Origin of the sequence: Candidatus Poriferisocius sp. (assembly GCF_965219815.1) — a bacterium.
GTDB lineage: Bacteria > Actinomycetota > Acidimicrobiia > Acidimicrobiales > Bin134 > Poriferisocius.
Genome location: NZ_OZ244791.1, coordinates 2,585,211 through 2,605,258 on the forward strand (window position 1 = coordinate 2,585,211; position 20,048 = coordinate 2,605,258).

25 protein-coding genes and 1 tRNA gene are annotated in these 20,048 nt (G+C 67.6%); 18 read left to right on the top strand and 8 right to left on the bottom strand.

Features of this window, described 5'->3' with window-relative positions; genetic code table 11:
- Positions 1 to 5: 5 nt before the first annotated feature.
- Positions 6 to 983, bottom strand: coding sequence for an LLM class flavin-dependent oxidoreductase (locus ACOQPI_RS12420; protein ID WP_420619943.1), 978 nt, complete (start codon positions 981 to 983; stop codon positions 6 to 8).
- A gap of 82 nt (positions 984 to 1,065) precedes the next feature.
- Positions 1,066 to 1,269, bottom strand: coding sequence for a hypothetical protein (locus ACOQPI_RS12425; RefSeq protein WP_420619944.1), 204 nt, complete (start codon positions 1,267 to 1,269; stop codon positions 1,066 to 1,068).
- Between the two features lie 95 nt (positions 1,270 to 1,364).
- Between ACOQPI_RS12425 and hisD the strand changes: the two genes are divergently transcribed.
- From hisD to hisF, 6 genes are read left to right on the top strand one after another with little or no spacing between them, the layout of a single operon-like run.
- Positions 1,365 to 2,675, top strand: a complete 1,311-nt coding sequence (gene hisD / locus ACOQPI_RS12430; protein ID WP_420619945.1) for a histidinol dehydrogenase — start codon at positions 1,365 to 1,367, stop codon at positions 2,673 to 2,675.
- Positions 2,665 to 3,747 carry a histidinol-phosphate transaminase gene (gene hisC, locus ACOQPI_RS12435; protein ID WP_420619946.1) on the top strand — a complete coding sequence of 361 codons (1,083 nt, stop codon included), beginning with the start codon at positions 2,665 to 2,667 and terminating at the stop codon, positions 3,745 to 3,747. Before hisD ends, hisC begins: the two co-directional genes overlap by 11 nt.
- Positions 3,744 to 4,343 carry an imidazoleglycerol-phosphate dehydratase HisB gene (hisB, locus tag ACOQPI_RS12440; RefSeq protein WP_420619947.1) on the top strand — a complete coding sequence of 200 codons (600 nt, stop codon included), beginning with the start codon at positions 3,744 to 3,746 and terminating at the stop codon, positions 4,341 to 4,343. The genes hisC and hisB overlap by 4 nt, the downstream gene beginning before the upstream one ends.
- Positions 4,344 to 4,356: 13 nt before the next feature.
- Positions 4,357 to 4,983 (top strand): imidazole glycerol phosphate synthase subunit HisH, encoded by a 627-nt coding sequence (hisH, locus tag ACOQPI_RS12445; protein WP_420619948.1) that lies wholly within the window; start codon positions 4,357 to 4,359, stop codon positions 4,981 to 4,983.
- Between the two features lies 1 nt (position 4,984).
- Positions 4,985 to 5,710: a 1-(5-phosphoribosyl)-5-[(5-phosphoribosylamino)methylideneamino]imidazole-4-carboxamide isomerase gene (gene hisA / locus ACOQPI_RS12450; protein WP_420619949.1), complete on the top strand. Its 726-nt coding sequence runs from the start codon at positions 4,985 to 4,987 to the stop codon at positions 5,708 to 5,710.
- Complete coding sequence (gene hisF, locus ACOQPI_RS12455) at positions 5,707 to 6,501, top strand: imidazole glycerol phosphate synthase subunit HisF (protein ID WP_420619950.1); 795 nt, start codon at positions 5,707 to 5,709, stop codon at positions 6,499 to 6,501. Before hisA ends, hisF begins: the two co-directional genes overlap by 4 nt.
- Before the next feature lie 18 nt (positions 6,502 to 6,519).
- Here hisF and ACOQPI_RS12460 read toward each other — a convergent pair whose 3' ends face one another.
- Positions 6,520 to 7,155 carry an alpha/beta hydrolase gene (locus ACOQPI_RS12460; RefSeq protein WP_420619951.1) on the bottom strand — a complete coding sequence of 212 codons (636 nt, stop codon included), beginning with the start codon at positions 7,153 to 7,155 and terminating at the stop codon, positions 6,520 to 6,522.
- Positions 7,156 to 7,183: 28 nt separating this feature from the next.
- Here ACOQPI_RS12460 and ACOQPI_RS12465 point away from each other — a divergent pair, with 28 nt between their 5' ends.
- The 10 genes from ACOQPI_RS12465 (at position 7,184) to fabZ (ending at position 14,521) form a co-directional block, all read left to right on the top strand.
- A complete protein-coding gene (locus ACOQPI_RS12465; protein ID WP_420619952.1) occupies positions 7,184 to 7,540 on the top strand; it encodes a GroES family chaperonin in 357 nt (118 codons plus the stop codon).
- Positions 7,541 to 7,611: 71 nt separating this feature from the next.
- A complete protein-coding gene (hisI, locus tag ACOQPI_RS12470; protein ID WP_420619953.1) occupies positions 7,612 to 7,986 on the top strand; it encodes a phosphoribosyl-AMP cyclohydrolase in 375 nt (124 codons plus the stop codon).
- Positions 7,987 to 8,034: 48 nt separating this feature from the next.
- On the top strand, positions 8,035 to 9,546 hold the full coding sequence (trpE, locus tag ACOQPI_RS12475) for an anthranilate synthase component I (protein ID WP_420619954.1): 1,512 nt from the start codon (positions 8,035 to 8,037) through the stop codon (positions 9,544 to 9,546).
- 66 nt (positions 9,547 to 9,612) lie between these two features.
- Positions 9,613 to 10,464, top strand: a complete 852-nt coding sequence (locus ACOQPI_RS12480) for a YgfZ/GcvT domain-containing protein (RefSeq protein ID WP_420619955.1) — start codon at positions 9,613 to 9,615, stop codon at positions 10,462 to 10,464.
- A 42-nt stretch (positions 10,465 to 10,506) separates the two neighbouring features.
- Complete coding sequence (locus ACOQPI_RS12485) at positions 10,507 to 11,199, top strand: phosphoribosylanthranilate isomerase (RefSeq protein WP_420619956.1); 693 nt, start codon at positions 10,507 to 10,509, stop codon at positions 11,197 to 11,199.
- Positions 11,200 to 11,242: 43 nt separating this feature from the next.
- A complete protein-coding gene (gene trpB, locus ACOQPI_RS12490) occupies positions 11,243 to 12,433 on the top strand; it encodes a tryptophan synthase subunit beta (protein WP_420619957.1) in 1,191 nt (396 codons plus the stop codon).
- On the top strand, positions 12,430 to 13,209 hold the full coding sequence (gene trpA, locus ACOQPI_RS12495; protein ID WP_420619958.1) for a tryptophan synthase subunit alpha: 780 nt from the start codon (positions 12,430 to 12,432) through the stop codon (positions 13,207 to 13,209). Before trpB ends, trpA begins: the two co-directional genes overlap by 4 nt.
- Positions 13,210 to 13,319: 110 nt before the next feature.
- Positions 13,320 to 13,598, top strand: a complete 279-nt coding sequence (locus tag ACOQPI_RS12500) for an HU family DNA-binding protein (RefSeq protein WP_420619959.1) — start codon at positions 13,320 to 13,322, stop codon at positions 13,596 to 13,598.
- A gap of 17 nt (positions 13,599 to 13,615) precedes the next feature.
- The gene (gene bcp / locus ACOQPI_RS12505; RefSeq protein ID WP_420619960.1) at positions 13,616 to 14,080 is read left to right on the top strand and encodes a thioredoxin-dependent thiol peroxidase; all 465 of its coding nucleotides are present in this window, start codon (positions 13,616 to 13,618) and stop codon (positions 14,078 to 14,080) included.
- 18 nt (positions 14,081 to 14,098) lie between these two features.
- A complete protein-coding gene (gene fabZ / locus ACOQPI_RS12510) occupies positions 14,099 to 14,521 on the top strand; it encodes a 3-hydroxyacyl-ACP dehydratase FabZ (RefSeq protein ID WP_420619961.1) in 423 nt (140 codons plus the stop codon).
- Between the two features lie 51 nt (positions 14,522 to 14,572).
- Here the strand turns inward: fabZ and ACOQPI_RS12515 are convergent, their stop codons facing one another.
- The 5 genes from ACOQPI_RS12515 to fabD form a co-directional block, all read right to left on the bottom strand.
- The gene (locus ACOQPI_RS12515) at positions 14,573 to 15,754 is read right to left on the bottom strand and encodes a beta-ketoacyl-[acyl-carrier-protein] synthase family protein (protein ID WP_420619962.1); all 1,182 of its coding nucleotides are present in this window, start codon (positions 15,752 to 15,754) and stop codon (positions 14,573 to 14,575) included.
- A gap of 55 nt (positions 15,755 to 15,809) precedes the next feature.
- Positions 15,810 to 16,049: an acyl carrier protein gene (gene acpP / locus ACOQPI_RS12520; protein ID WP_420619963.1), complete on the bottom strand. Its 240-nt coding sequence runs from the start codon at positions 16,047 to 16,049 to the stop codon at positions 15,810 to 15,812.
- Between the two features lie 65 nt (positions 16,050 to 16,114).
- Positions 16,115 to 16,837, bottom strand: coding sequence for a 3-oxoacyl-ACP reductase FabG (fabG, locus tag ACOQPI_RS12525; RefSeq protein ID WP_420619964.1), 723 nt, complete (start codon positions 16,835 to 16,837; stop codon positions 16,115 to 16,117).
- Positions 16,834 to 17,763, bottom strand: a complete 930-nt coding sequence (locus ACOQPI_RS12530; RefSeq protein WP_420619965.1) for a beta-ketoacyl-ACP synthase III — start codon at positions 17,761 to 17,763, stop codon at positions 16,834 to 16,836. The genes fabG and ACOQPI_RS12530 overlap by 4 nt, the downstream gene beginning before the upstream one ends.
- Positions 17,764 to 17,776: 13 nt before the next feature.
- Positions 17,777 to 18,952, bottom strand: a complete 1,176-nt coding sequence (gene fabD, locus ACOQPI_RS12535; protein ID WP_420619966.1) for an ACP S-malonyltransferase — start codon at positions 18,950 to 18,952, stop codon at positions 17,777 to 17,779.
- Positions 18,953 to 19,089: 137 nt separating this feature from the next.
- Between fabD and ACOQPI_RS12540 the strand changes: the two genes are divergently transcribed.
- Positions 19,090 to 19,176, top strand: a tRNA-Leu gene (locus ACOQPI_RS12540).
- 143 nt (positions 19,177 to 19,319) lie between these two features.
- Complete coding sequence (locus ACOQPI_RS12545; protein WP_420619967.1) at positions 19,320 to 20,003, top strand: DUF2461 domain-containing protein; 684 nt, start codon at positions 19,320 to 19,322, stop codon at positions 20,001 to 20,003.
- The last annotated feature ends 45 nt before the right edge of the window (positions 20,004 to 20,048 follow it).

Here is a 20,048-nt window from a genome sequence, read left to right on the forward strand (position 1 = left end):
CGGGGTTATGAGCCCTCGGCGAGGGCGGGCATGACCTTGTTCACCACTAGTTCCAGTGTCTCCCAGCCGATGGCGGGGTCGATGCCGCCGCACAGCGGGTGGAGGGTGGCCGCGCCCTTGGTGCGCACCAGTTCGACGCACTGATCGGGGGTGAGCACCTCGAATTGGCCGGAGGCCTTGAGGCCGGCCACGTCTTCGGCGTCCACATGCCAGCCTGAGCGCTGGTCGGGGTACTGCCAACTGGCGTAGGCCGCCGCGTCGTACAGCATGTTGGGGCCGATCTTGGCCCACAGCGCGTCGGGGTCCTCGGTCACGAGCACCAGTCCCGGACCGTCGGGGGCCATGGCGAATGCCCCTTCGAATCCGATCTCGGCGGCTTCGGCGTAGTACAGGTCCACCAGCTCCTGATCGCCTATGGGGGGCATGTAGGGCAGCCGCAGCCGGGCCGCCCGCTTGGCCGATGCCGGCACCGAGCCGCCCACCATGACGAGGGGGTGGGGCTGGGTCACCGGCTTGGGGGTTACCCACACGGTGCGGCCCTCGTACTCGAACGGCTCCCCGGTCCAGGCCTGCTGCATGACCTTGATGGCCTCCTCGGTGTCGCGCCCTCGGCGGGTGCGGTCTTTGCCGAACATCTCGAACTCGAACTCCCGGTAGCCCAGCCCGGCGATGGTGATGAAGCGGCCCGGCGCCATCAGATCGATGGTGGCGATGTCCTCGGCCAGCCGCAGCGGATCGTGGTAGGGCACCAAAAGGGCCGACAGCGTACACATCAGGTTGTCGGTGGCCCCCAAGATGGCGGCGGAGATGGCCAGCGGCGCCGACATGAAGCCGTCCTCGGTGCCGTGGTGCTCGCTGGTGATGGCCCCGGCGAACCCTCGGGTGTCGGCCCATTTCACCATTTCCAACATGGCGCGGTACTGATCGCCGTGGGTGACCTCGGTGAACGGAGGGGTCCGCAGATCAAAGCGCAGATTGAACATTTCTTCTCCCGGTGAACTCAATGGGTACAGGTAGGTTTGCAGACCTACAGGCTTCGGGTGAGGCCGTGGCAGGATTCCAGGTTTACAGACTTCGAGTGAGCCGGTCGAGACGACGGGTAGCACCCCGCAAGCCCCGCTCCACCTCGTACAGTTCGAACGATACGTCCTCCCGATCGGTGCCCTCGTAGCGTCGGGCCACTTCCGATACCCGCTCCACCAGATCCCGGATCACACTGCTCAGCGAACTGAGCTCCGCCCCATCCGCCGCCAAAGACTCGTCGCTCACAAAGAAGTTCTACCGCAAATCCAGTCGGTCGGTTTCTTTGAGGACCGGGCAAACCCTTCGTAGTTCGGACATATCGGCCTGTAGTTTTGGGGGTCGTGCTAAGCCGAGTGGATCTGCGGGGTGTGGCCGACATTGCTGGCCGCCTGCCCCGGCCTGAGCCTGTTTCTGAGGGCTCGGTGGCCGCGGTTCGCGAGATCATCGACGCGGTACGGGCCGAAGGCGATGCCGCACTGGCCCGCTACACCAAGCAGTTCGACGGGGTTGTTCCCTCAAGTTGGCGAGTGCCTTCAGCCGAGGTAGCCGCGGCCCGTGATCGGGTCGACCCTTCGCTGCGAGCTGCGCTGGAAGCGGCAGCCAGTTCTGTCGCCGAGTTTCACCGAGGGCAAGTTTCAAAAGAGCAGACTCACAACCGCCAGGGCATCACTATTCGGAGCTGGGACCAGCCGGTGGGCCGAGCGGGCTGCTATGTGCCCGGTGGGCGAGCGGCCTACCCGTCCACTGTGCTTATGACAGCGCTGCCCGCCCGAGCCGCTGGAGTGGACGAGGTGGTGCTATGCGTGCCCCCGGATTCGGATGGCCGGGTGGCCGATGTCACTCTGGCTGCCGCCGCTACCGCCGGGGTTGATGAGGTGTACGCAGTGGGTGGGGCGCAGGCCATCGCCGCGATGGCCTACGGCACCGAGTCGGTGGGCGCGGTGGACGTGATCGTGGGGCCGGGCAACGTGTATGTGGCCATCGCCAAGCAGCTTGTGGCCGGGGTTGTCGGCGTGCCGGCCGCATTTGCCGGACCGTCCGAGGTGGTGGTGGTGGCCGACGGCACTGTTCCGCCGGAATACGCCGCCATCGACCTCATCGTGCAAGCCGAGCATGGTCCCGACGGGTTGGCCTGGCTTATCGCCTGGGACGCGGAGGCGGCTGACGCGGTGGAGGCCGCTGTTGCCGAATTATTGGCCGTCGCCGTGCGCCGAGACGACATTGCGGCCACCTTCAGCCGCAGTGGGCACATTGTGCTGGTGGATGGCCCCGAGGCCGCCGCTGAGGTGGTCAACTTCATCGCCCCCGAGCACCTGCAAGTTATGACCGAGGCACCCGGTGCAGTGATCGACCGGGTTCAAAACGCGGGGGCTATATTCCGCGGTCCGCTGGCGCCGGCGTCTATAGGCGACTATGTGGCCGGCCCCTCACACGTGCTGCCCACCAACGGAACCGCCCGCTTTGCCGGTGCCCTCAGTGTGCGGGACTTCACCAAGCCCATGCACGAAATCGCCGTTTCCTCCGAGGGATTGGCCGCGGTCGGTCCCCATGTAGCGGCCATCGCTGACGCCGAGGGACTGGACGCCCACGCTCAGTCGGTCCGCCTGCGCGGCATCGGCGACAAGGTTCAGGAAGGATCTGATGATGAGTAGCCCCGACCGCCTGGCGGTGAGAGAGAGCCTGGCCATGATGTCGGGCTACCACTCGCCGCAGCTCGACGTGGCCGTGCGGCTCAACACCAATGAGTCGCCGGTGCCCCCTCCCGAAGGGTGGGCCGAGGCACTGCGGGCTGCCCAGGCCGACATCGATTGGCACCGCTATCCGGACAGGGGGGCCCACGAGCTCCGCGCCGCTTTGGCCAAGCACGAGGGGGTCGCGCCCGAGCAGGTGTTTGCCGCCAACGGCTCCAACGAGGTGCTCCAGTGCCTGATGCTGGCGTTCGGAGGCCCGGGCCGGGTGGCGCTGACCTTCGAGCCCACCTATGCGCTTCACTCCCACATCTCCCGGCTGGCGGCCACCGAGGTGGTGACCGGCGAGCGGGATGAGGATTTCTCCCTGGACGCCGAATACGCCTCGGCCATGGTGGCCGAGCACCGACCGGCCGTCACCTTTCTGTGCTCGCCCAACAATCCCACCGGCATGGTGGAGCCCCCGGAGTTGGTGGAGAGGCTGCTGGCCAAAGTGTCGGCGCTGCCCGGGCTGTTGTTGATGGACGAGGCCTACGGCCAGTTCGACCCCTACACCGCGGTGGATTTGGTGGACGAGAGCCGCCCGCTGGCGGTGGCCCGCACCTATTCCAAGACATGGTCGATGGCCGCAGCCCGGCTTGGCTACCTGGTGGCCCCATCCTGGGTGGTGGCCGAGCTGGAGAAGTCGACGTTGCCCTATCACCTGGACACCATGAAGCAGATCGCCGGACGCCTGGCTCTCGACTACGAGGACGAGATGAACGAGCGGGTGGGCATGCTGGTGGCTGAGCGGGAGCGAATCGCCGCCGGGCTCGACCAGCTTCCGGTCCGCCACTGGGAATCGGGGGCCAACTTCATACTGCTGCGCCCCGATTCCGGCGACGGCGAGGCGGTTTGGGAGGGTCTCGTGGATCGGTCGGTGCTCGTGAGAAACTGTTCTTCTTGGCCCCGGCTGTCGGGCTGCCTGCGGGTTACCGTGGGAACCCCAGCCGAAAACGACGCGTTTCTGTCTGCTCTCAGCGAGGTGCTGACATGACAACCCCATCTCGAACCGCCACCGCCTCTCGGAGCACGGCCGAGACAAGTATCGACATCGCCATCGACATCGATGGCGAGGGCCAGGGTGCCGCCACCACCGGTCTCCCGTTCTTCGACCACATGCTGAGTCAGCTCGGCCGCCACGGCGGCTTCGAGTTGCGGGTGGACGCCTCGGGCGACTTGGAGATCGACGCCCACCACACCGTGGAAGACGTGGGCATCCTGTTGGGCTCGTGCTTCGCCGAGGCGCTGGGCGACAAGGCCGGGGTCCGCCGGTTCGCGTCGATCGCGGTGCCGCTGGACGAGGCTTTGGTGGAGGCCGTGGTCGACCTGTCGGGCCGCCCGTTCCTGCACTACGACGTGAGCCCTCCGGGCCAGAAGATCCTGGGCGACCCGCCGTTCGACCCCCAGCTCTGCGAGGAGTTCTGGCGGGCGTTCGCCACATCCGCCGCCCTGACCCTGCACATCACCATGGTGAGAGGCCGCAACACCCACCACATCATCGAGGCCAGCTTCAAGGCGGTGGCCCGGGCGCTGCGCGACGCCGTGCGGGTGGAGGGCACCGGCATTCCCTCCACCAAAGGGGTTCTGTGAGCAGAGGAGTTCGGTGACCAGGCCGCTCATCGCGGTATTGGACTACGGCATCGGCAACCTCCGCTCGGCCCAGAAGAGCCTGGAGCGCATGGGAGCCGATGCCCGGCTGACCGCGGATACCGGGCTGATCGCTGACGCGGCCGGGGTGGTGCTGCCCGGCGTGGGGGCGTTCGGACCGTGCATGGCCGCGCTGCGCGACACCGGGCTCGACGAGCAGGCCCGGGCGGCGGCAGTCGATGGCCGCCCGTTTCTGGGCATCTGCATCGGCTTGCAGCTTCTCTACGAGGGTTCCGAGGAAGCGCCGGGCGTGGCCGGGCTGGGCATTCTGCCCGGCACCGTGCAACTGCTGCCCGGGAATGTGAAGCGACCCCAAATGCAGTGGAACCGCCTGGAGGTGCGCAGTCCCAGCCCGCTGCTGGAGGGCCTTGACGGGGCTTGGGTGTACTTCGTCCACTCCTTCGCCGCGCCGATGGCCGACAACGTGACCGCGACCTGCGACTACGGCGGCCCGGTGGCTGCGGTGGTGGGCGACGGCAACGTGTGGGCCACCCAGTTCCACCCCGAGAAGTCGGCTCGTCCCGGTCTGCGGCTGTTGGAGAACTTTGTGAACCAGGCCCGAGCCGCGGCGGTGGGGGCCTGAGATGCAGCTCTTTCCGGCTATCGACCTGCGAGGCGGGCGCTGCGTGCGGCTCTACCAGGGGTCGTACGACGCCGAAACCGTCTACAACGACGATCCCGTGAGCCAGGCCCAGCAGTTCGCCGACGCGGGCGCCTCGTGGCTGCATGTGGTGGATTTGGACGCGGCCCGCAGCGGGGAGCAGGTGAATCTGCCGGTGATCGCCGCCATCGCCGGAGCGGTGGACGTGCCGGTGCAGACCAGCGGCGGGGTCCGCAGCCTGGAGGCGGCCGCCGCGCTGGCCGACGTGGGCGCGGCCCGAGTGGTGATCGGCACTGCCGCGGTGGAGAACCCCGAGCTGGTGGAGCAAGTGGCCGCCCGCCAGCCGGTGGCCGTGGGGTTGGATGCCCGGGGACGGGATGTGGCCACCCACGGTTGGGAGCAGGGCGGCGGGGGTGACCTGCTGGAGCTGGCGGCCCGCTTCGAGTCGTCAGGGGCCGAGGCGGTGGTGGCCACCGAGATCAGCCGGGATGGAACGCTGGCTGGGCCCGACATCGACGGTCTCGCCACGGTGCTGGCCGCCACCGGATTGGCGGTTATCGCCTCCGGCGGGGTGGCATCGCTGGACGACCTGACCGCCTTGACCTCTATCGGCGACACCCATCGGCGGCTGTCCGGGGTGATCGTGGGGCGGGCGCTATACGAGGGATGCTTCACCGTGGAGCAGGCCGTGGAGACTCTGCGGTCATGAGCACCACCGAAACCGTGCCCAGCAACGCCCGGATCATCCCCTGCCTGGACGTGGACGAGGGCCGGGTGGTCAAGGGGGTCAACTTCGTGGACCTGACCGACGCCGGCGATCCGGTGGAGTTGGCCGCCCGCTACGACCAGCAGGGGGCCGACGAGGTGGTGTTCTTGGACATCACCGCGTCGTCGGATCGGCGGGAGACCACCGTGGAGCTGGTACACCGCACCGCCGAGGAGGTGTTCATCCCGTTCACCATCGGCGGGGGAATCCGCACCGTCGACGACGCCCGCCTCCTGCTAAGGGCTGGCGCCGACAAGGTGTCGGTGAACACCGCGGCGGTCAACCGCCCCGAACTGGTGGCCGAGATCGCCGACGAATTCGGAAGCCAGTGCGCAGTGGCATCCATCGATGCCCGCCGCACCCACGGCGGCGCCTTCCCCTTCGAGGTGTTCACCCACGGGGGCCGAACCCCAACTGGGATCGACGCCATCGAGTACGCAATCAAGGTGACCGAGCTCGGCGCGGGGGAGATCCTGCTCACCTCCATGGACCGCGACGGAACCCGCGACGGCTTCGACCTGGAGCTGACCCGGGCGATGGTGGAGGTGACCAACGTCCCGGTGATCGCCAGCGGGGGAGTGGGCACTCTCGACCACCTGGTGGAGGGCGTGCTCGAAGGCAAGGCCGACGCCGTTCTGGCCGCCTCCATCTTCCACTTCGGCGAGCACACCGTGGCCGAGGCCAAGCTTCACATGGCCGCCGCCGGCATCCCCATCCGCCCCGCCGACGCCTGACCGGCAGCCGGCTCGGGACTAGAGGCCGGCCACGAACTCGTCGATCAGGTTGTTGAGACGGTCGGTGCGGCCGACGAGGAAGTGGTCGGCACCGCCGATGGGGTGGATCTCGGCGTTTGACCAGTTCGCGATGGTGGCCTGGGCTTCATCGGGGGGATTGAACTGGTCCCGCTCGGGCACGGCCAACCACTTGGGCCGGGGGTCGGGGGCGGCCTTGAAGCGGTCGGCGTTGACCACCCGAAGCGGCGGGGCCACCAAGAACCAACCGGCCAGCTCAGGAGCGTCGCAGGTCAGCGCCATGTCGGCCCCGAACGACCACCCGGCCAGCACCAGGGGGCACTGGCCGTCGCCGGCCGCGGCCATGGCCTCGACCGCGGCCCGCACGTCGAGCTGTTCGCCCTCGCCGAAGTCGTGCTCGCCCTCAGAGCCCCCCACTCCTCGAAAGTTGAACCTCAGTACCGCACAGCCGGCCTCCGACAGGTGGGTGAACAGGGTGGAGACCACCAGCGAGTACATGTTGCCCCCGTGCTGGGGGTGGGGATGGGCGATCACCACCCGGTTCCGGGGCCCGTTGGGCAGTGCCCACTGCGCCTCGAGGCTGAGGCCGTCAGCGGTGGTCAATGTGCTGGCAGTCGGCCCGAAGTCGTCGGTCATATACCCGTCACGGTAGCGTTGACACCCCATGGCCAAGGCAGCAAAGAGCGCGAGTGCGGTCGCGCCCGAGGACAAACTCCCCATCAAGATGCTCAACGACCGCATCTTGGTGCAGCTCGACATCCCCGAGGGAGAGCGGCGCACCACCGGCGGCATCCTCATCCCGGCCACCGCCCAGGTGGGCAAGCGCCTGGCCTGGGCCGAGGCCATCGCGGTGGGTCCCAACGTCCGCACCGTGGAGTCGGGCGACCAGGTGCTGTTCAACCCCGAAGACCGCTACGAGGTGGAGGTGCGGGGTGCCGACTACCTCATCTTGCGGGAGCGGGACATCCACGCGGTGGCCGCCCCCCGCCTCGACGAGGGCAGCACCGGCCTATACCTCTGATCAACCAGCACCTCTGATCCCGGCTCGCAAATGGCTCTAACCGGGCCGGAGTCTGCTCCTACGATGGGGCCATGCCAGCAATCACGCCAATAGAAGCTGCCCCGGGAACGCTGGACCAGGTGACGTTCAACAGCGACGGGCTGGTTCCGGCCATCGTGCAGGACCACGACGGGGGCCAGGTGCTGATGATGGCGTGGATGAACCGGGATTCGCTGGAGCGCACCCTGGAAACCGGGCGCACCTGGTTTTGGAGCCGATCCCGCCAGGAGTACTGGTGCAAGGGGGAGACCTCCGGCGATCGCCAATACGTGCGAGAAGCGTTCTACGACTGCGACGGCGACACCCTGCTGTTCATCGTGGAGCAGGAGGGCAGCGGTGCCTGCCACCTCGGGAAGTACTCGTGTTTCTTCCGCTCGTTCGACGAGCCATTGCCGCCGTCTTCATGATCTGGACGGCATGACCGTGACCACTCCCGACCGCAGCCGGTCGCTCGTATGACCGCGATAAGCCCCGACCGCCAAGAGTTCCACCGGCTGGCCGCCGAGTGGCCGGTGGTGCCGGTGTGGCGGGAGTTGGTGGCCGACCTCACCACCCCGGTGGCCGCCTTCGTGCGCACTGTGGGCGACGAGCCCGGCTTCCTGCTGGAGTCGGTGGAGCACGGCGAGCGCTGGAGCCGGTTCTCCTTCATTGGCCGCCGCCCGCTGGGCACCCTGGTGGCTCGAGGCCGCCAGGTGACTGCTACCGGGCAATTCCCCGAGGGAACCCCGCTCGACCAGGGGATACTGGCCGCGGTCGAGCACATATTGTCGCAGTGGCAGTCGCCGGTTATCGACGAGCTGCCCCCACTGCACGGCGGTCTCGTGGGCTATCTGGGCTACGACGTGGTCCGAGAAGTGGAGCATCTGCCCGATGTTCCCGTCGACGACCAAGAGCTTCCCGACGCGGTGCTGTCGGTGATCGGCGAGTTGGCGGTGTTCGACCACTGGCGTCAGCGGGTGATCCTGATCGAGAACGTGATCGTCCCTCCGGGATCTTCCCAAGCCGAGATCGACGCCGCCTACGACCGCGCCGCTTCAGCCCTTGAGCAGCTGGCTGCCGACGGGGCCCGGCCGGTGGCCGAGCCGCTGCTGGAGCCCCCCGTTGAAGAAGAGGAGCTGCCCGAGGTGGTGTCCTCCATGGGTTCGCAGAGCTTCTGCGACGCGGTGGAGGCGGCCAAGGAGCACATCCTGGCCGGCGACATATTCCAGGTGGTGCTGGCCCAGCGCTACGACTTCGACCTGGAGGCCGAGCCATTCGACGTGTATCGCTCGCTGCGCCAGGTGAACCCCAGCCCCTACATGTACTTCGTGCGCGTGCCCGAAGTGTCGCTGGTGGGGTGCTCGCCGGAGCCCATGGTGCAGCTGCTCAACGGGCGGGTCATCTCCCGGCCCATCGCCGGCACCCGCCGTCGGGGCCGCACCGAGGCCGAGGAGCGCCGGATGGCCGCAGAGCTGTCCGAGCATCCCAAGGAGATCGCCGAGCACATCATGCTGCTCGACTTGGCCCGCAACGATGTGGGCCGGGTGGTGGCCTTCGGCACCGAGACGGTGGACGAGATGATGACCCTGGAGCGGTACAGCCATGTGATGCACCTCACCTCGCAGGTGTCGGGCGATCTGGCTCCGGGCCGCACCCCGGTGGACGTGCTGCGGGCCACCCTGCCCGCGGGAACGGTGTCGGGGGCGCCCAAAGTGCGGGCCATGGAGATCATCGACGACCTGGAGCCGGTGAAGCGGGGGCCCTATGCCGGTGTGGTGGGATACCTGGACTTCTCGGGGAACATCGACACCGCCATCGCCATCCGCACCATGGTTGTCCAAGGCGGGCGGGCCTCGGTGCAGGCCGGGGCCGGCATCGTGGCCGACAGCATCCCCGAACAGGAAGACCTGGAGTGCCGCAACAAAGCCCGAGCCCTGCTGCTGGCCGTGCCCGCAGCCCGGCGGATGAGCCGGAGCCGCCTGTCATGAGCGGCCTGGCATGACCGGCCTGGCATGCCTGGCCTGGCATGATTGGCCCGGCATGATTGGCACAGTGTGAGCACTCCCATTGATCTGAGCATTGCGGTGGGAGCCTGCCCCACTGAGCGGGCGGTGCTGGCAGTGGCCGGCCCCGATGCCGAGGCGTTCTTGCAGGGCCAGCTCAGCCAGGACGTGGCCGCTTTGGCCCCCGGCCAGTGTGCTTGGTCGCTCATCCTGCAACCCCAGGGGCGCATCGACGCCCTGGTGCGGGTGACCCGCCAGGCCGCCGATCGGTTCATCCTCGACACCGACGGGCCGCTGGAACAGGTCACCGCCCGGCTCAAGCGGTTCATGCTTCGCACCGATGTGACCCTGGACCCGCTCCACTGGCAGTGCATCGCGGTGCGGGGCCCAGGTGCTGAACAGGCAGCTGTTTCCGGGGAGGTGGTCGGCCCGGTTCCCACCGGCGGGGTCGATGTGCTCGGCCCCGCGCCGACGGTGTCCAACGACGTGCCCCGAATCAGCCCTGAAGCCCTGGAAGCCCATCGGATCAGGAGCGGGTTTCCCCGCATGGGGGTGGACATCGACGAGCGCACCATCCCGGCCGAGGCGGAGGTGGTTCCCTTCACGGTGAGCTTCACCAAGGGGTGCTTCACCGGCCAGGAGCTGGTGGCCCGCATGGACTCCCGGGGCAGCACCGCCCCCCGGTACCTTCGGCTGCTGACCCTGGACCACCGGGTTGAGCTGGCCACCGGCGACTCCGTTGCCTCCTCCGATGGTGCTGAGATCGGCACCATCACCAGCGCGGCCTGGGACGCGGTCGCCGGTAGCACGGTGGCGCTGGGCTATATCAAGCGCGCCGTGGAGATGCCCGCTGAGGTGTGTGTGGCCGACTACCCGGCCCAGGCGTCAGCCGTTCCCCGTTAACAACCCAAGTATGGGGCGGGTCAGCCGGTAGTTTTGGAGCCAGTGTTCATCAAGATCTGCGGCATCACCACCGCCGACGACGCCCTGCTGGCCACCGCGCTGGGTGCCGACGCAGTGGGCTTCGTGCTGGCTCCATCGTCCCGGCAGATCGCCCCGCCCCGAGTGCAGGAGATCGTGCGGCTGCTTCCCCCCGGCGTTCTCACCGTGGGCGTGTTCCGCAACGAGGCCCCTCAGCGGGTGGCGGAGATTGTCAACCGCTGCGGCCTCAAGGCGGCCCAGCTCCACGGACGAGAGAGCATCGCCGACACGCAGTTGATTCGCGAGAAGGTGCCAGCGGTGATCAAGGCGTTTCCCGGAGGCAGCGCGGCTCTGGCCATGGCCGACCGCTACGGCGCCGACATGGTGCTGGTGGACTCCGACAACCCCGGCTCCGGCCAGGTGTTCGACTGGTCGCTGGCCGAGGGTGCGCCCGGCGGGATCCGACTCATCATGGCCGGGGGGCTCACCCCGGAGAATGTGGCCATGGCCATCGCCAAGGTGCGCCCGTGGGGGGTGGACGTGTCCACCGGAGTAGAGCTCTCGCCCGGTCGCAAAGACCCGGCCCGACTGCGGGCCTTCATCAACGCGGCCCGGGAGACTGAGCCGCCCCGACCCGACCCCGCCGACCAAGAGCTCGGTGAGTATGAACCCGACGAAGATGCTCCCTACGACTGGCAGGAAGAGCGGTTTCAGTGATCGTGGCCGTGTTTGCCCAACGAGTTGACCGCGTGGTGCGGCGATGACCATGGCCGAGCCTGTAGGCGGGCGGTTCGGGGATTTCGGGGGGCGGTTTGTGCCCGAGACCCTGGTACCGGCCTGCGAGGAGTTGGAGGCCGCGTTCCGCTCCGCCTGGGCCGACGAGGGTTTTCGGGGCGAGCTGAACCAGTTGCTGGCCGACTACGCCGGGCGCCCGTCGCCGCTCACCGAGTGCCATCGCCTGTCTGAAGAGCTGGGCCTGCGGCTGCTGCTGAAGCGGGAGGATCTCAACCACACCGGCTCTCACAAGATCAACAACGTGCTGGGCCAGGCCCTTTTGGCCGTTCGCATGGGCAAGACCCGGCTGGTGGCCGAGACCGGCGCCGGCCAGCACGGCGTGGCCACTGCCACCGCGGCCGCCCTTCTGGGGCTGGAATGCGTGGTGTACATGGGCGAGGTGGACATGGAGCGCCAAGCCCTCAACGTGTTCCGGATGCAGCTTCTGGGGGCCGAGGTCCGCTCGGCGATGTCGGGCAGCCGGACGCTGAAGGACGCCATCAACGAGGCCATGCGCGACTGGGTGGCCACCGTGGAGAGTTCGCACTACTGCCTGGGCTCGGTGATGGGCCCCCACCCCTACCCGTGGATGGTGCGGGAGCTGCACCGGGTGATCGGCGACGAGGCCCGAGAGCAGTGCCGGGAGCTGATGGGGGGCGACCCCGACGTGGTTACCGCCTGTGTAGGCGGGGGCAGCAACGCCATCGGCATCTTCAGCGGCTTTGTGGACGGCGATGCCGCTCTGGTGGGGGTGGAGCCGGCCGGCGGGGCGGCCATCGGCCGGGGAGTTCCCGGGGTGGTCCACGGCTCCAAGTCGTTCCTGATGCAAGACGAGCACGGCCAGGTGCTGGAGGCCGAGTCGATCTCCGCCGGTTTGGACTATCCCGGCATCGGCCCCGAGCACTCCCATCTGGCCGCCATCGGCCGGGCCCGCTATGAGACGGTTACCGACGACGAGGTGGTGGCCGCTTTCGAGCTGTTGTCGCGCACCGAGGGGATCATCCCCGCGCTGGAGCCGGCCCACGCCCTGGCCTGGGTGTCTCGGGCCCGCCAGGAGCTGGCCGGCCAGTCGGTGCTGTTGAACCTCAGCGGCCGGGGCGACAAAGACGTCGACCAGATGATGGACCGGCTGGTGGCCGACGGCAGCGCCAGCGGAGACGACGGGCAATCTGAGTGAGCGCTGAGCCCGGCCCGTTGGAGGCCGCACTGCGGGGCCGCCGCTCCCAGGGCGGCAAGGCACTGGTTCCCTATCTCACCGGGGGGTTGGGCGACTGGCAGGCTGGACTGGCCGCAGCCGCCGACGCGGGCGCCGACGCGATCGAGGTGGGGATCCCGTTCTCCGATCCGGTGATGGACGGCCCGGTCATCCAGCGGGCCAACGACCGGGCGCTGGCTGGCGGGATCACACCGCTGGCGGTTTTGGACGCCCTGGGGCGACTCGACATCGGCGTCCCTCTGGCGGTGATGACCTACTACAACATCGCCTTTCGATTCGGCTTGGAGAGGTTCGCCTCGGTGCTGGCTGAGCAGGGCGTGGCTGCCGCCATCCTCCCCGACCTGCCGCTGGAGGAAGCAGGGCCGTGGACCGAGGCGGCCGACGCCGCGGGGGTGGAGACGGTGCTGTTGGCCGCGCCCACCGCATCTGATGAGCGGCTGGGCCGCATTTGCGCTCGAACCCGGGGATTCGTCTACGGGGTGGGGCTTCTGGGAGTGACCGGGGAGCGCGACGAGCTGGCGTCGTCGGCGGTGGTTATGGCCGGGAGGCTCAAGCAGGTGACCGACGTGCCCGTTCTGGTGGGGGTGGGGGTGGGCACTCCCGAGCAGGCCCAGGAGGTGTGCCGAGTGGCCGACGGCGCGGTGGTGGGCTCGGCGGTGGTGCGCCGGATGCTGGGCGACGGCGGACCCGCCGCGGTGGGCGATCTCATCGGGCAATTCCGCCGAGCCTTGGATTGAGCCTGAGAACTTGGCATTTTTCCACTGCGGACTGATTGACTCTGAGGACTTTGTGTCAATTTCCAACTGAATTACACTCTCGTAATTCACATTTCTATTAGGAGAATCCCATGAACAAGTCAGAGTTGGTCAGCGCCATCAGCGAGCGCACCGGTGAGAGCAAAAGCGCTGTGGACGCGGTGCTCAGCAGCCTGGAGACTGTTGTCACCGAGCAGGTGATCTTGGGCGACAAGGTAGCGATCACCGGCTTCGTGTCCTTCGAGCAGACCTCTCGAGGCGCCCGCACCGGTCGCAACCCCCGCACTGGCGAGACCATCCAGATTGCCGCCGCCAAGGGCTGCAAGGTGAGCGCTGGCGCCCGGCTGAAGGCAGCCGTCAAGGGAACCTGATCCGATAGAGTCGATCCATGGCTGATTGGCTGTTGTCTCCCGGCGATCAAACGCCGGCGTTCGCCCTGGAGGACCAGAACGGCAACCAGGTGTCGCTGGGTGACTTTGCCGGACGGAAGCTGGCGATTTTCTTCTTTCCCAAGGCGCTCACTCCTGGTTGAACGAATCAGGCAATCGGCGTGCGTGACATCGCCGCAGAACGGGGCATCGCCGCAGTGGGAATCAGCGGGGACAAGCCCGACCGCCAGAAGCGGTTCGATGAGAAGTGCGACCTCGGCTACTCCCTCCTGTCGGATCCCGACCATGAGGCCGCCGAGGCCTTCGGGGTGTGGCGGGAGAAGAAGATGTACGGCAATACCTATTGGGGCATTGTCCGCTCCGCCTTCTTGATCGACGAAGACGGTCGGATTGAGCACGCCTGGTACAAGATCAGCCCCAAGAACACCGCGGTCAATCTGGCTGCGGCACTGCCTGAGGAATAGCGGAACAAGAGCAGCCTTATGAGACCTCCGGCCGAGGTTCTCCCGCACCGTCCTCCGTTCCTGTTCTTGGACGAGGTCACCTCGATGGTGGTCGGGGAGCGGGCCGAGGGCTATTGGCAGCTCACCGGCGACCAGCCGTTCTTCGCCGGCCACTTTCCCGGGCGTCCCACGCTGCCGGGAGTGCTGATGGCCGAGGCCATCGCCCAACTCGGGGCCTACATCGCGCTCTGCGACGACCGGTTCGCTGGCAAGCTGCCCCTGTTCGGCGGCCTCGACAGCGCCCGGTTCCGCCGCCAGGTGGTCCCTGGTGAGCGCTTGGACCTGGAAGTGGAGATGACCCGCCTGTCGGCCCGGGCCGGCCGAGGCCAGGGGCGGGCGTCGGTTGGCGGTGATCTGGCCTGCTCCTGCGAGCTGCTGTTCGTGGTGGTAGACGCCGGCTGATCGGCACCGGCGGCCAAGTGCCAGCTGTAGGCACCGGCAGGCAGATGCCGGCTAGGCGGGCGGGGGACCGATCACGATGGTCCCGTTGTGGCCGCCGAAGCCGAAGGAGTTCGACAGCGACGGCCCCGGCGTCCACGGGGCCGGATCGGGGGCCACGATTTGGATCGGGGCCATCTCCGGGTCGGGGGTCTCGTACCCGTAGGTGGGGGGGATCTTCCCGTGTTCCATGGCCAACAGCACCGCGGCGGCCTCAATGGCCCCCGCCGCTCCCAGGGCGTGACCGGTCACGCCCTTGGTGGAGGTGACCAGCGGTCCCGGCGTGCCGAACACCTTCTGGATGGCCTCGGCCTCGGCGGCGTCGTTCAGCGGGGTGGATGTGCCGTGGGCGTTGATGTGGACGATGTCGCCGGCGTCCAGCCCGGCGTCGGCCAAGGCCAGCTCCATGCACCGCACTGCTCCCGCGCCGCCTGGCGACGGGGCGGTGATGTGATGGGCGTCGGCGTTGCTGGCGCCCCCCAGGATCTCGCCCAGCACGGTGGCGCCTCGGCTTCGGGCCGTTTCCAACTCCTCCAGCACCAAGACCGCTGCTCCCTCGGCTTGGATGAAGCCGTCGCGCTCCAAGTCGAACGGGCGGCTGATGTGGGATCGGGACACCGCGGTCATGTTCCAGAAGGTGGCCTCGCCGGTGGCGGAGTTGGAGGCCTCGCTTCCGCCGGTGATGACCGCGTCACAGCGATTGGAGCGGATCAACATGGCCGCGTTGGCAATCGACTGGGTGCCCGCGGCGCAGGCGGTGACCGTGTTCTCGCACGGCCCGGAGAATCCGTAGCGCATTGAGATGGCGGCTGATGCGGCATTGGCCATCAGCATCGGCACCAGAAACGGCGACACCCGCCGCTCGCCTTTCTCGATGCGGACCTGGATCTGATCTTCCAGCGTCCGCAGGCCTCCCACGCCCGTTCCCACCCACACGCCGGTGCGGCCGGGGTCGGCGCTGAGCTCGCCCGCCTGCTCCAGCGCCTCGGCCGCCGCGGCCAGAGCCATCTGGGCAAAGCGGTCGGTGCGGCGGGCTTCTTTGGGGGAGTCGAAGTGGGGGAGGGGGTCGAAGTGGTCCATCACCCGCCGTCCCTCGGCGGGAGCCTTCAGCAGCCCCTGCCAGAAGGCATCCCGGCCGAGGCCGGGCCAGGCCAAGACCCCGATGCCGGTGACCGCCACCCGGCGCGGCGCCGTCACGGGCTCGCGCTCCGCGGCCGAGGGTTGGAATTCGTCTCGTCAGATGGCGGCGAGGTCATCCCAGTTTGACGGTCACCAAGTCGAAGGCCTGGCCCACGGTCTCGATGCCCTCCAGCTCTTCCTCGTCGATGGCGATGTCGAACTCTTCTTCGAGCGCCATCACCAACTCGACCAAGTCGAGGCTGTCTGAGTCCAAGTCGTCGGCAAAGGTGGCCTCGGGAGTGACCTGATCGGCCTCCACCGATAGCACCTCCACGGTGCAGTTCTGGAAGCGGGTGAAGTTGTCGTCGCTCACGCTTGTTCTCTCCTATTCGTGGACGGGTGGTCCTTGGATGGGTTTTCCAATGCGTATCCGGGCATTCATCCTCCCATGCCCAGGCCACCGTCTACCGGAATTACCGCTCCGGTGACGTAGCCGGCGGCGTCGGAGGCCAAGAAGGAAATGGTGGCAGCAATTTCGGAGGGTTCGCCCAATCGTCCGAGGGGAACCGCGTCGATGATGGCCGAACGGCGGTCCTCGTCGAGCTCGTTCAACATGTCGGTGCCCACCGGGCCGGGAGCCACCACGTTGACGGTGATGTTGCGGCTGGCCAGTTCCTTGGCCAGCGATCGGCTCAGCCCCACCAGGCCGGCCTTGGAGGCGGCGTAGTTGGCCTGCCCGGCCTGGCCCACGGCGCCCACCACCGAAGACACGAACACGATGCGGCCCCAGCGGTTGCGCATCATCGACTTGGTGGCCCGCTTGGCCACCCGGTAGCCGGCGGTCAGGTTGGCGTCGATCACGTCGGTGAAGTCGGCCTCGCTCATGCGCATCAGCAGCTTGTCGCGGTTGATTCCGGCGTTGGACACCAGCACTTCGACCGGGCCGAGCCGGTCTTCGATCTCGGCGAAGGCGGCTTCGATCTGGTTCTCGTCGGTCACATCGCAGCACACGCCCAACAGATCGACTTGCCCGTTGGATTGCGGGGGCTCGCTTCGGTAGGTCACCGCCACCTGATGGCCGTTTTGGGCGAACTCAGTGGCTGTCGCCAGCCCGATGCCCCGGTTCCCGCCGGTCACCAGGACAACCCTGGATGTGCTCACTGGCCCCAGCGTAGCAGCGCGGCGGCGACGCTCATACCTGCGCCGAAGCCCACCAGCAGCACCACATCACCGTCGTTTATGGCCCCCTTCGACACCGCCTCGTCCATGGCCAGCGGGATGGAGGCCGATGAGGTGTTGCCGGTGGTCTCGAGCACGGTGGCCGCCTTCTCCAGGGGGATGTCCAGGCGTTTCATGGCGCTCTCGATGATCCGGAAGTTGGCCTGGTGGGGGATCACCGCGGCCACATCCGATGCTTCCAGCCCGGCGTCGGCCAGCACCCGCTGGCTGGCTGAGACCATGACCCGCACCGCCTGGCGGAACACCTCTTTGCCGTCCATTTTGATGTAGTCGCCGAAGTCGCAGATCAACAGGTCGGCGAAGCGTCCCTCGGAGCCCATGTAGGTGCTGAGCACGCCCCGGTCGTCGCGGATGGCCGGCTCCAGCACCACCGCGCCAGCCCCGTCGCCGAACAAGATGGCGGTGGAGCGGTCGTCCCAGTCGGTGAACCGGCTGAGCGTGTCCACGCCGATTACCAGCACCCGCTCCATGCCGGCGGTGATCTGGGACTGGGCCAGGGACACGCCGTAGGTGAAGCCCGAGCAGGCCGCGTTCAGGTCGAACGCCCCGCAGGATGCCCCCAATTCGTTTTGGATGCGGTTGGACACGGCGGGGAACACCTGGTCGGGGGTGCAGGTGGAGCAGATGATCAGGTCGAGTTCGGTGGCGTCGATCTCGGCCTGCTTGAGGGCGATCTTGGCTGCTTGGCCGCCCAGCTCCAGGCAGCTGCCCCCCACCCGGCGCTCGTGGATGCCGGTGCGCTCCACGATCCACTCGTCGCTGGTGTCGAGGGTTTGGGCCAAGTCGTGGTTGGTGACCACCTTGTGGCCCCTCGCGGTGCCCAGACCGGTGATGGCCGCCCTTGTCATCGCCCTTGTCTCCTCATTGTGTGCGCAGCCAGGCGATGGGCTGGCTGGCGGTGACCCGCTCGCCGTCCACGGCCAAGAATCCCATGATCACCCCAGCCCAGGGAGTGTGGACCTCGTTATCGCCCACATGGCCCAGCAGCTGGCCGGCGGTCACCCCGGTGCCCAGCAGGTTGTCTTCGGTGGGCTGGAAGACGCCGGCTGCGGGGCTCACCACCAGGCGCTCGGTGGCGAACAGGGCCTCGCCCTCCAGCGGGCCGGCAGCGGCTACTGGGGGCCCAGCCAGGGCTTCCAGCACCGCGTCGATGTCGGTGGGGGCGTTCACCTTGAGTGGCTGGCAGTCTTTGGCGGTTCGCTTCACCGTCCCGGTGAGCACCGCGCCCGGCCCCAGCTCCACGAACGTGGTGAAGCCGTCGTCGCACATGTTGTGGACCGACTGGCGCCAGCGCACCGGGCTGGTGAGCTGCTCGTTCAGCAGGTCGGCCCAGATGTCGGCGCCGGTGTGGGCGGCGGCGTCCACGTTGGCGTACACCGGGTGGTCGGGCACCCGGAACTCGGTCTTGCCGATCGCCTTTTGGAGCCGGTCTTTGGCCGATGCCATGAACGGGGTGTGGAAGGCGCCGCCCACGGGCAGGGCCATGACCCGCTTGGCGCCCAGGTCTTTGGCGATGGCGCCGGCTGCGTCCACCATCGAGGGGGCGCCGGCGATCACCACTTGGCCGGGGGCGTTGTAGTTGGCCACCCACACATCGCCGTCGGCCTGCTCGCAGGCCTGCTCCACCAAGTCGTCGTCGAGGCCCATGACCGCGGCCATGGTGCCGTCTTGCTCCTCGGCGGCCACCTGCATGGCCTCGCCCCGCTCCGACACCAGGCGAACGCCGTCGAAGAAGTCCACCGCCCCGGCGGCCACCAGCGCGGAGTACTCGCCCAGGCTGTGGCCGGCGTGGCCCGCGGTCTCGATGCCCACCCGGGTCACCGCGTCGAGCGCGATCATCGACACCATGAACGTGGCGAGCTGGGAGTTGCGGGTGTGGCGCAGCTCGTCGTCGTCAGCGTCGAGCAGGAGCCGGGCCACATCGCGCCCCGCTGCTTCGGAGGCTTCGGCCACCAGTTCCCACGAGGGATGGTCGACCCAAGCCGAACCCATGCCGGCCTTTTGGGATCCCTGGCCGGGATAGGTGAAACAGATCATCAAGTGTCAGACCTCTCAGACGACAGTGGGGTTTCAACACTCTACGAGACAAGCCCGTCTGCCCAAGTTATCCAGCAAGCTTCCCTGCCACTGCACTGGGTAAACTGCCCTTCCCCCAGCCAGCATGCTGGCCCCCCGCCCGGGTGGTGGAATTGGTAGACGCGCCGGACTCAAAATCCGGTTCCCGCAAGGGAGTGAGGGTTCGAGTCCCTCCCCGGGCACCAATTTGCCTCTTGCCGCAGTTAAGTTCATCAACTCAGGGTCGCCAGCGGACTTGGGGTAGTGGCTGACGGCTCGGCCTCGTATCTAGGAGTCACTTAGGGTTTCTTCGTCCGTGGTCTTACTGCTGAGTGGGAGGCTTGAGGTCGTGCAGTCTCATTTCACTCCTGAGTTGTTTGAGTTCCTATCTGAATTGCGGGCGAACAACGATCGCGACTGGTTCGGCGCGAACAAGGGCCGTTACGAAGAGCATGTCAAGGAGCCGTTGTTGGAGTTCATTGTGGACTTCGAGCCGTACCTTCACTCGATCAGCGAGCACTTCGTGGCCGACTCGCGCGCGAATGGGGGCTCTATGTTCCGCATCTACCGGGACATCCGATTCTCCAAGGACAAGTCTCCGTACAAGACCCAGGCCGCGGTCCACTTCCGCCACGAAGCGGGCAAGTCAGCTCACGCTCCGGGGTTCTACTTGCATTTGGAGCCCGGTGAAGTCTTCGCCGGAGCCGGCATTTGGCGACCCGACTCGTCCACCGTGGGGCGGATCCGGAGCCGCATCGTGGAAGACCCCGGCGGCTGGGTGAGCGCTAAGGGTGACTCCAGATTCGCAGAGGTGTTCGACCTGACCGGGGACTCACTGAAGCGGCCGCCCAAGGGTTTCGACCCCGAGCACCAATTCATCGAAGACCTCAAGCGCAAAGACCACGTCGCCACCTGCCACTTCGATGAAGACGAGGTGACCGCAGCAGGGTTTGTTGACGCATTCGCCGATGCCTGCCGAACCTCATCGCCCTACATGGAATTCCTGACCAAAGCGGTGGGCCTTCCGTACTAACCGACAGCAGCGGGGAGTGCTGCATGTGTGGGTGGGTCGGGTTTG

What these genes read in the sequence shown, in the direction of transcription:
- fabZ (WP_420619961.1), top strand. Translation starts at nt 14,099, where the DNA reads ATGAGACCTCCGGCCGAGGTTCTCCCGCACCGTCCTCCGTTCCTGTTC.
- fabD (WP_420619966.1), bottom strand. Translation starts at nt 18,952, where the DNA reads ATGATCTGTTTCACCTATCCCGGCCAGGGATCCCAAAAGGCCGGCATG.
- hisI (WP_420619953.1), top strand. Translation starts at nt 7,612, where the DNA reads ATGCCAGCAATCACGCCAATAGAAGCTGCCCCGGGAACGCTGGACCAG.
- hisA (WP_420619949.1), top strand. Translation starts at nt 4,985, where the DNA reads ATGCAGCTCTTTCCGGCTATCGACCTGCGAGGCGGGCGCTGCGTGCGG.
- ACOQPI_RS12420 (WP_420619943.1), bottom strand. Translation starts at nt 983, where the DNA reads ATGTTCAATCTGCGCTTTGATCTGCGGACCCCTCCGTTCACCGAGGTC.
- hisB (WP_420619947.1), top strand. Translation starts at nt 3,744, where the DNA reads ATGACAACCCCATCTCGAACCGCCACCGCCTCTCGGAGCACGGCCGAG.
- hisC (WP_420619946.1), top strand. Translation starts at nt 2,665, where the DNA reads ATGATGAGTAGCCCCGACCGCCTGGCGGTGAGAGAGAGCCTGGCCATG.
- trpE (WP_420619954.1), top strand. Translation starts at nt 8,035, where the DNA reads ATGACCGCGATAAGCCCCGACCGCCAAGAGTTCCACCGGCTGGCCGCC.
- trpB (WP_420619957.1), top strand. Translation starts at nt 11,243, where the DNA reads ATGACCATGGCCGAGCCTGTAGGCGGGCGGTTCGGGGATTTCGGGGGG.
- ACOQPI_RS12465 (WP_420619952.1), top strand. Translation starts at nt 7,184, where the DNA reads ATGGCCAAGGCAGCAAAGAGCGCGAGTGCGGTCGCGCCCGAGGACAAA.
- ACOQPI_RS12460 (WP_420619951.1), bottom strand. Translation starts at nt 7,155, where the DNA reads ATGACCGACGACTTCGGGCCGACTGCCAGCACATTGACCACCGCTGAC.
- hisF (WP_420619950.1), top strand. Translation starts at nt 5,707, where the DNA reads ATGAGCACCACCGAAACCGTGCCCAGCAACGCCCGGATCATCCCCTGC.
- ACOQPI_RS12500 (WP_420619959.1), top strand. Translation starts at nt 13,320, where the DNA reads ATGAACAAGTCAGAGTTGGTCAGCGCCATCAGCGAGCGCACCGGTGAG.
- ACOQPI_RS12530 (WP_420619965.1), bottom strand. Translation starts at nt 17,763, where the DNA reads ATGACAAGGGCGGCCATCACCGGTCTGGGCACCGCGAGGGGCCACAAG.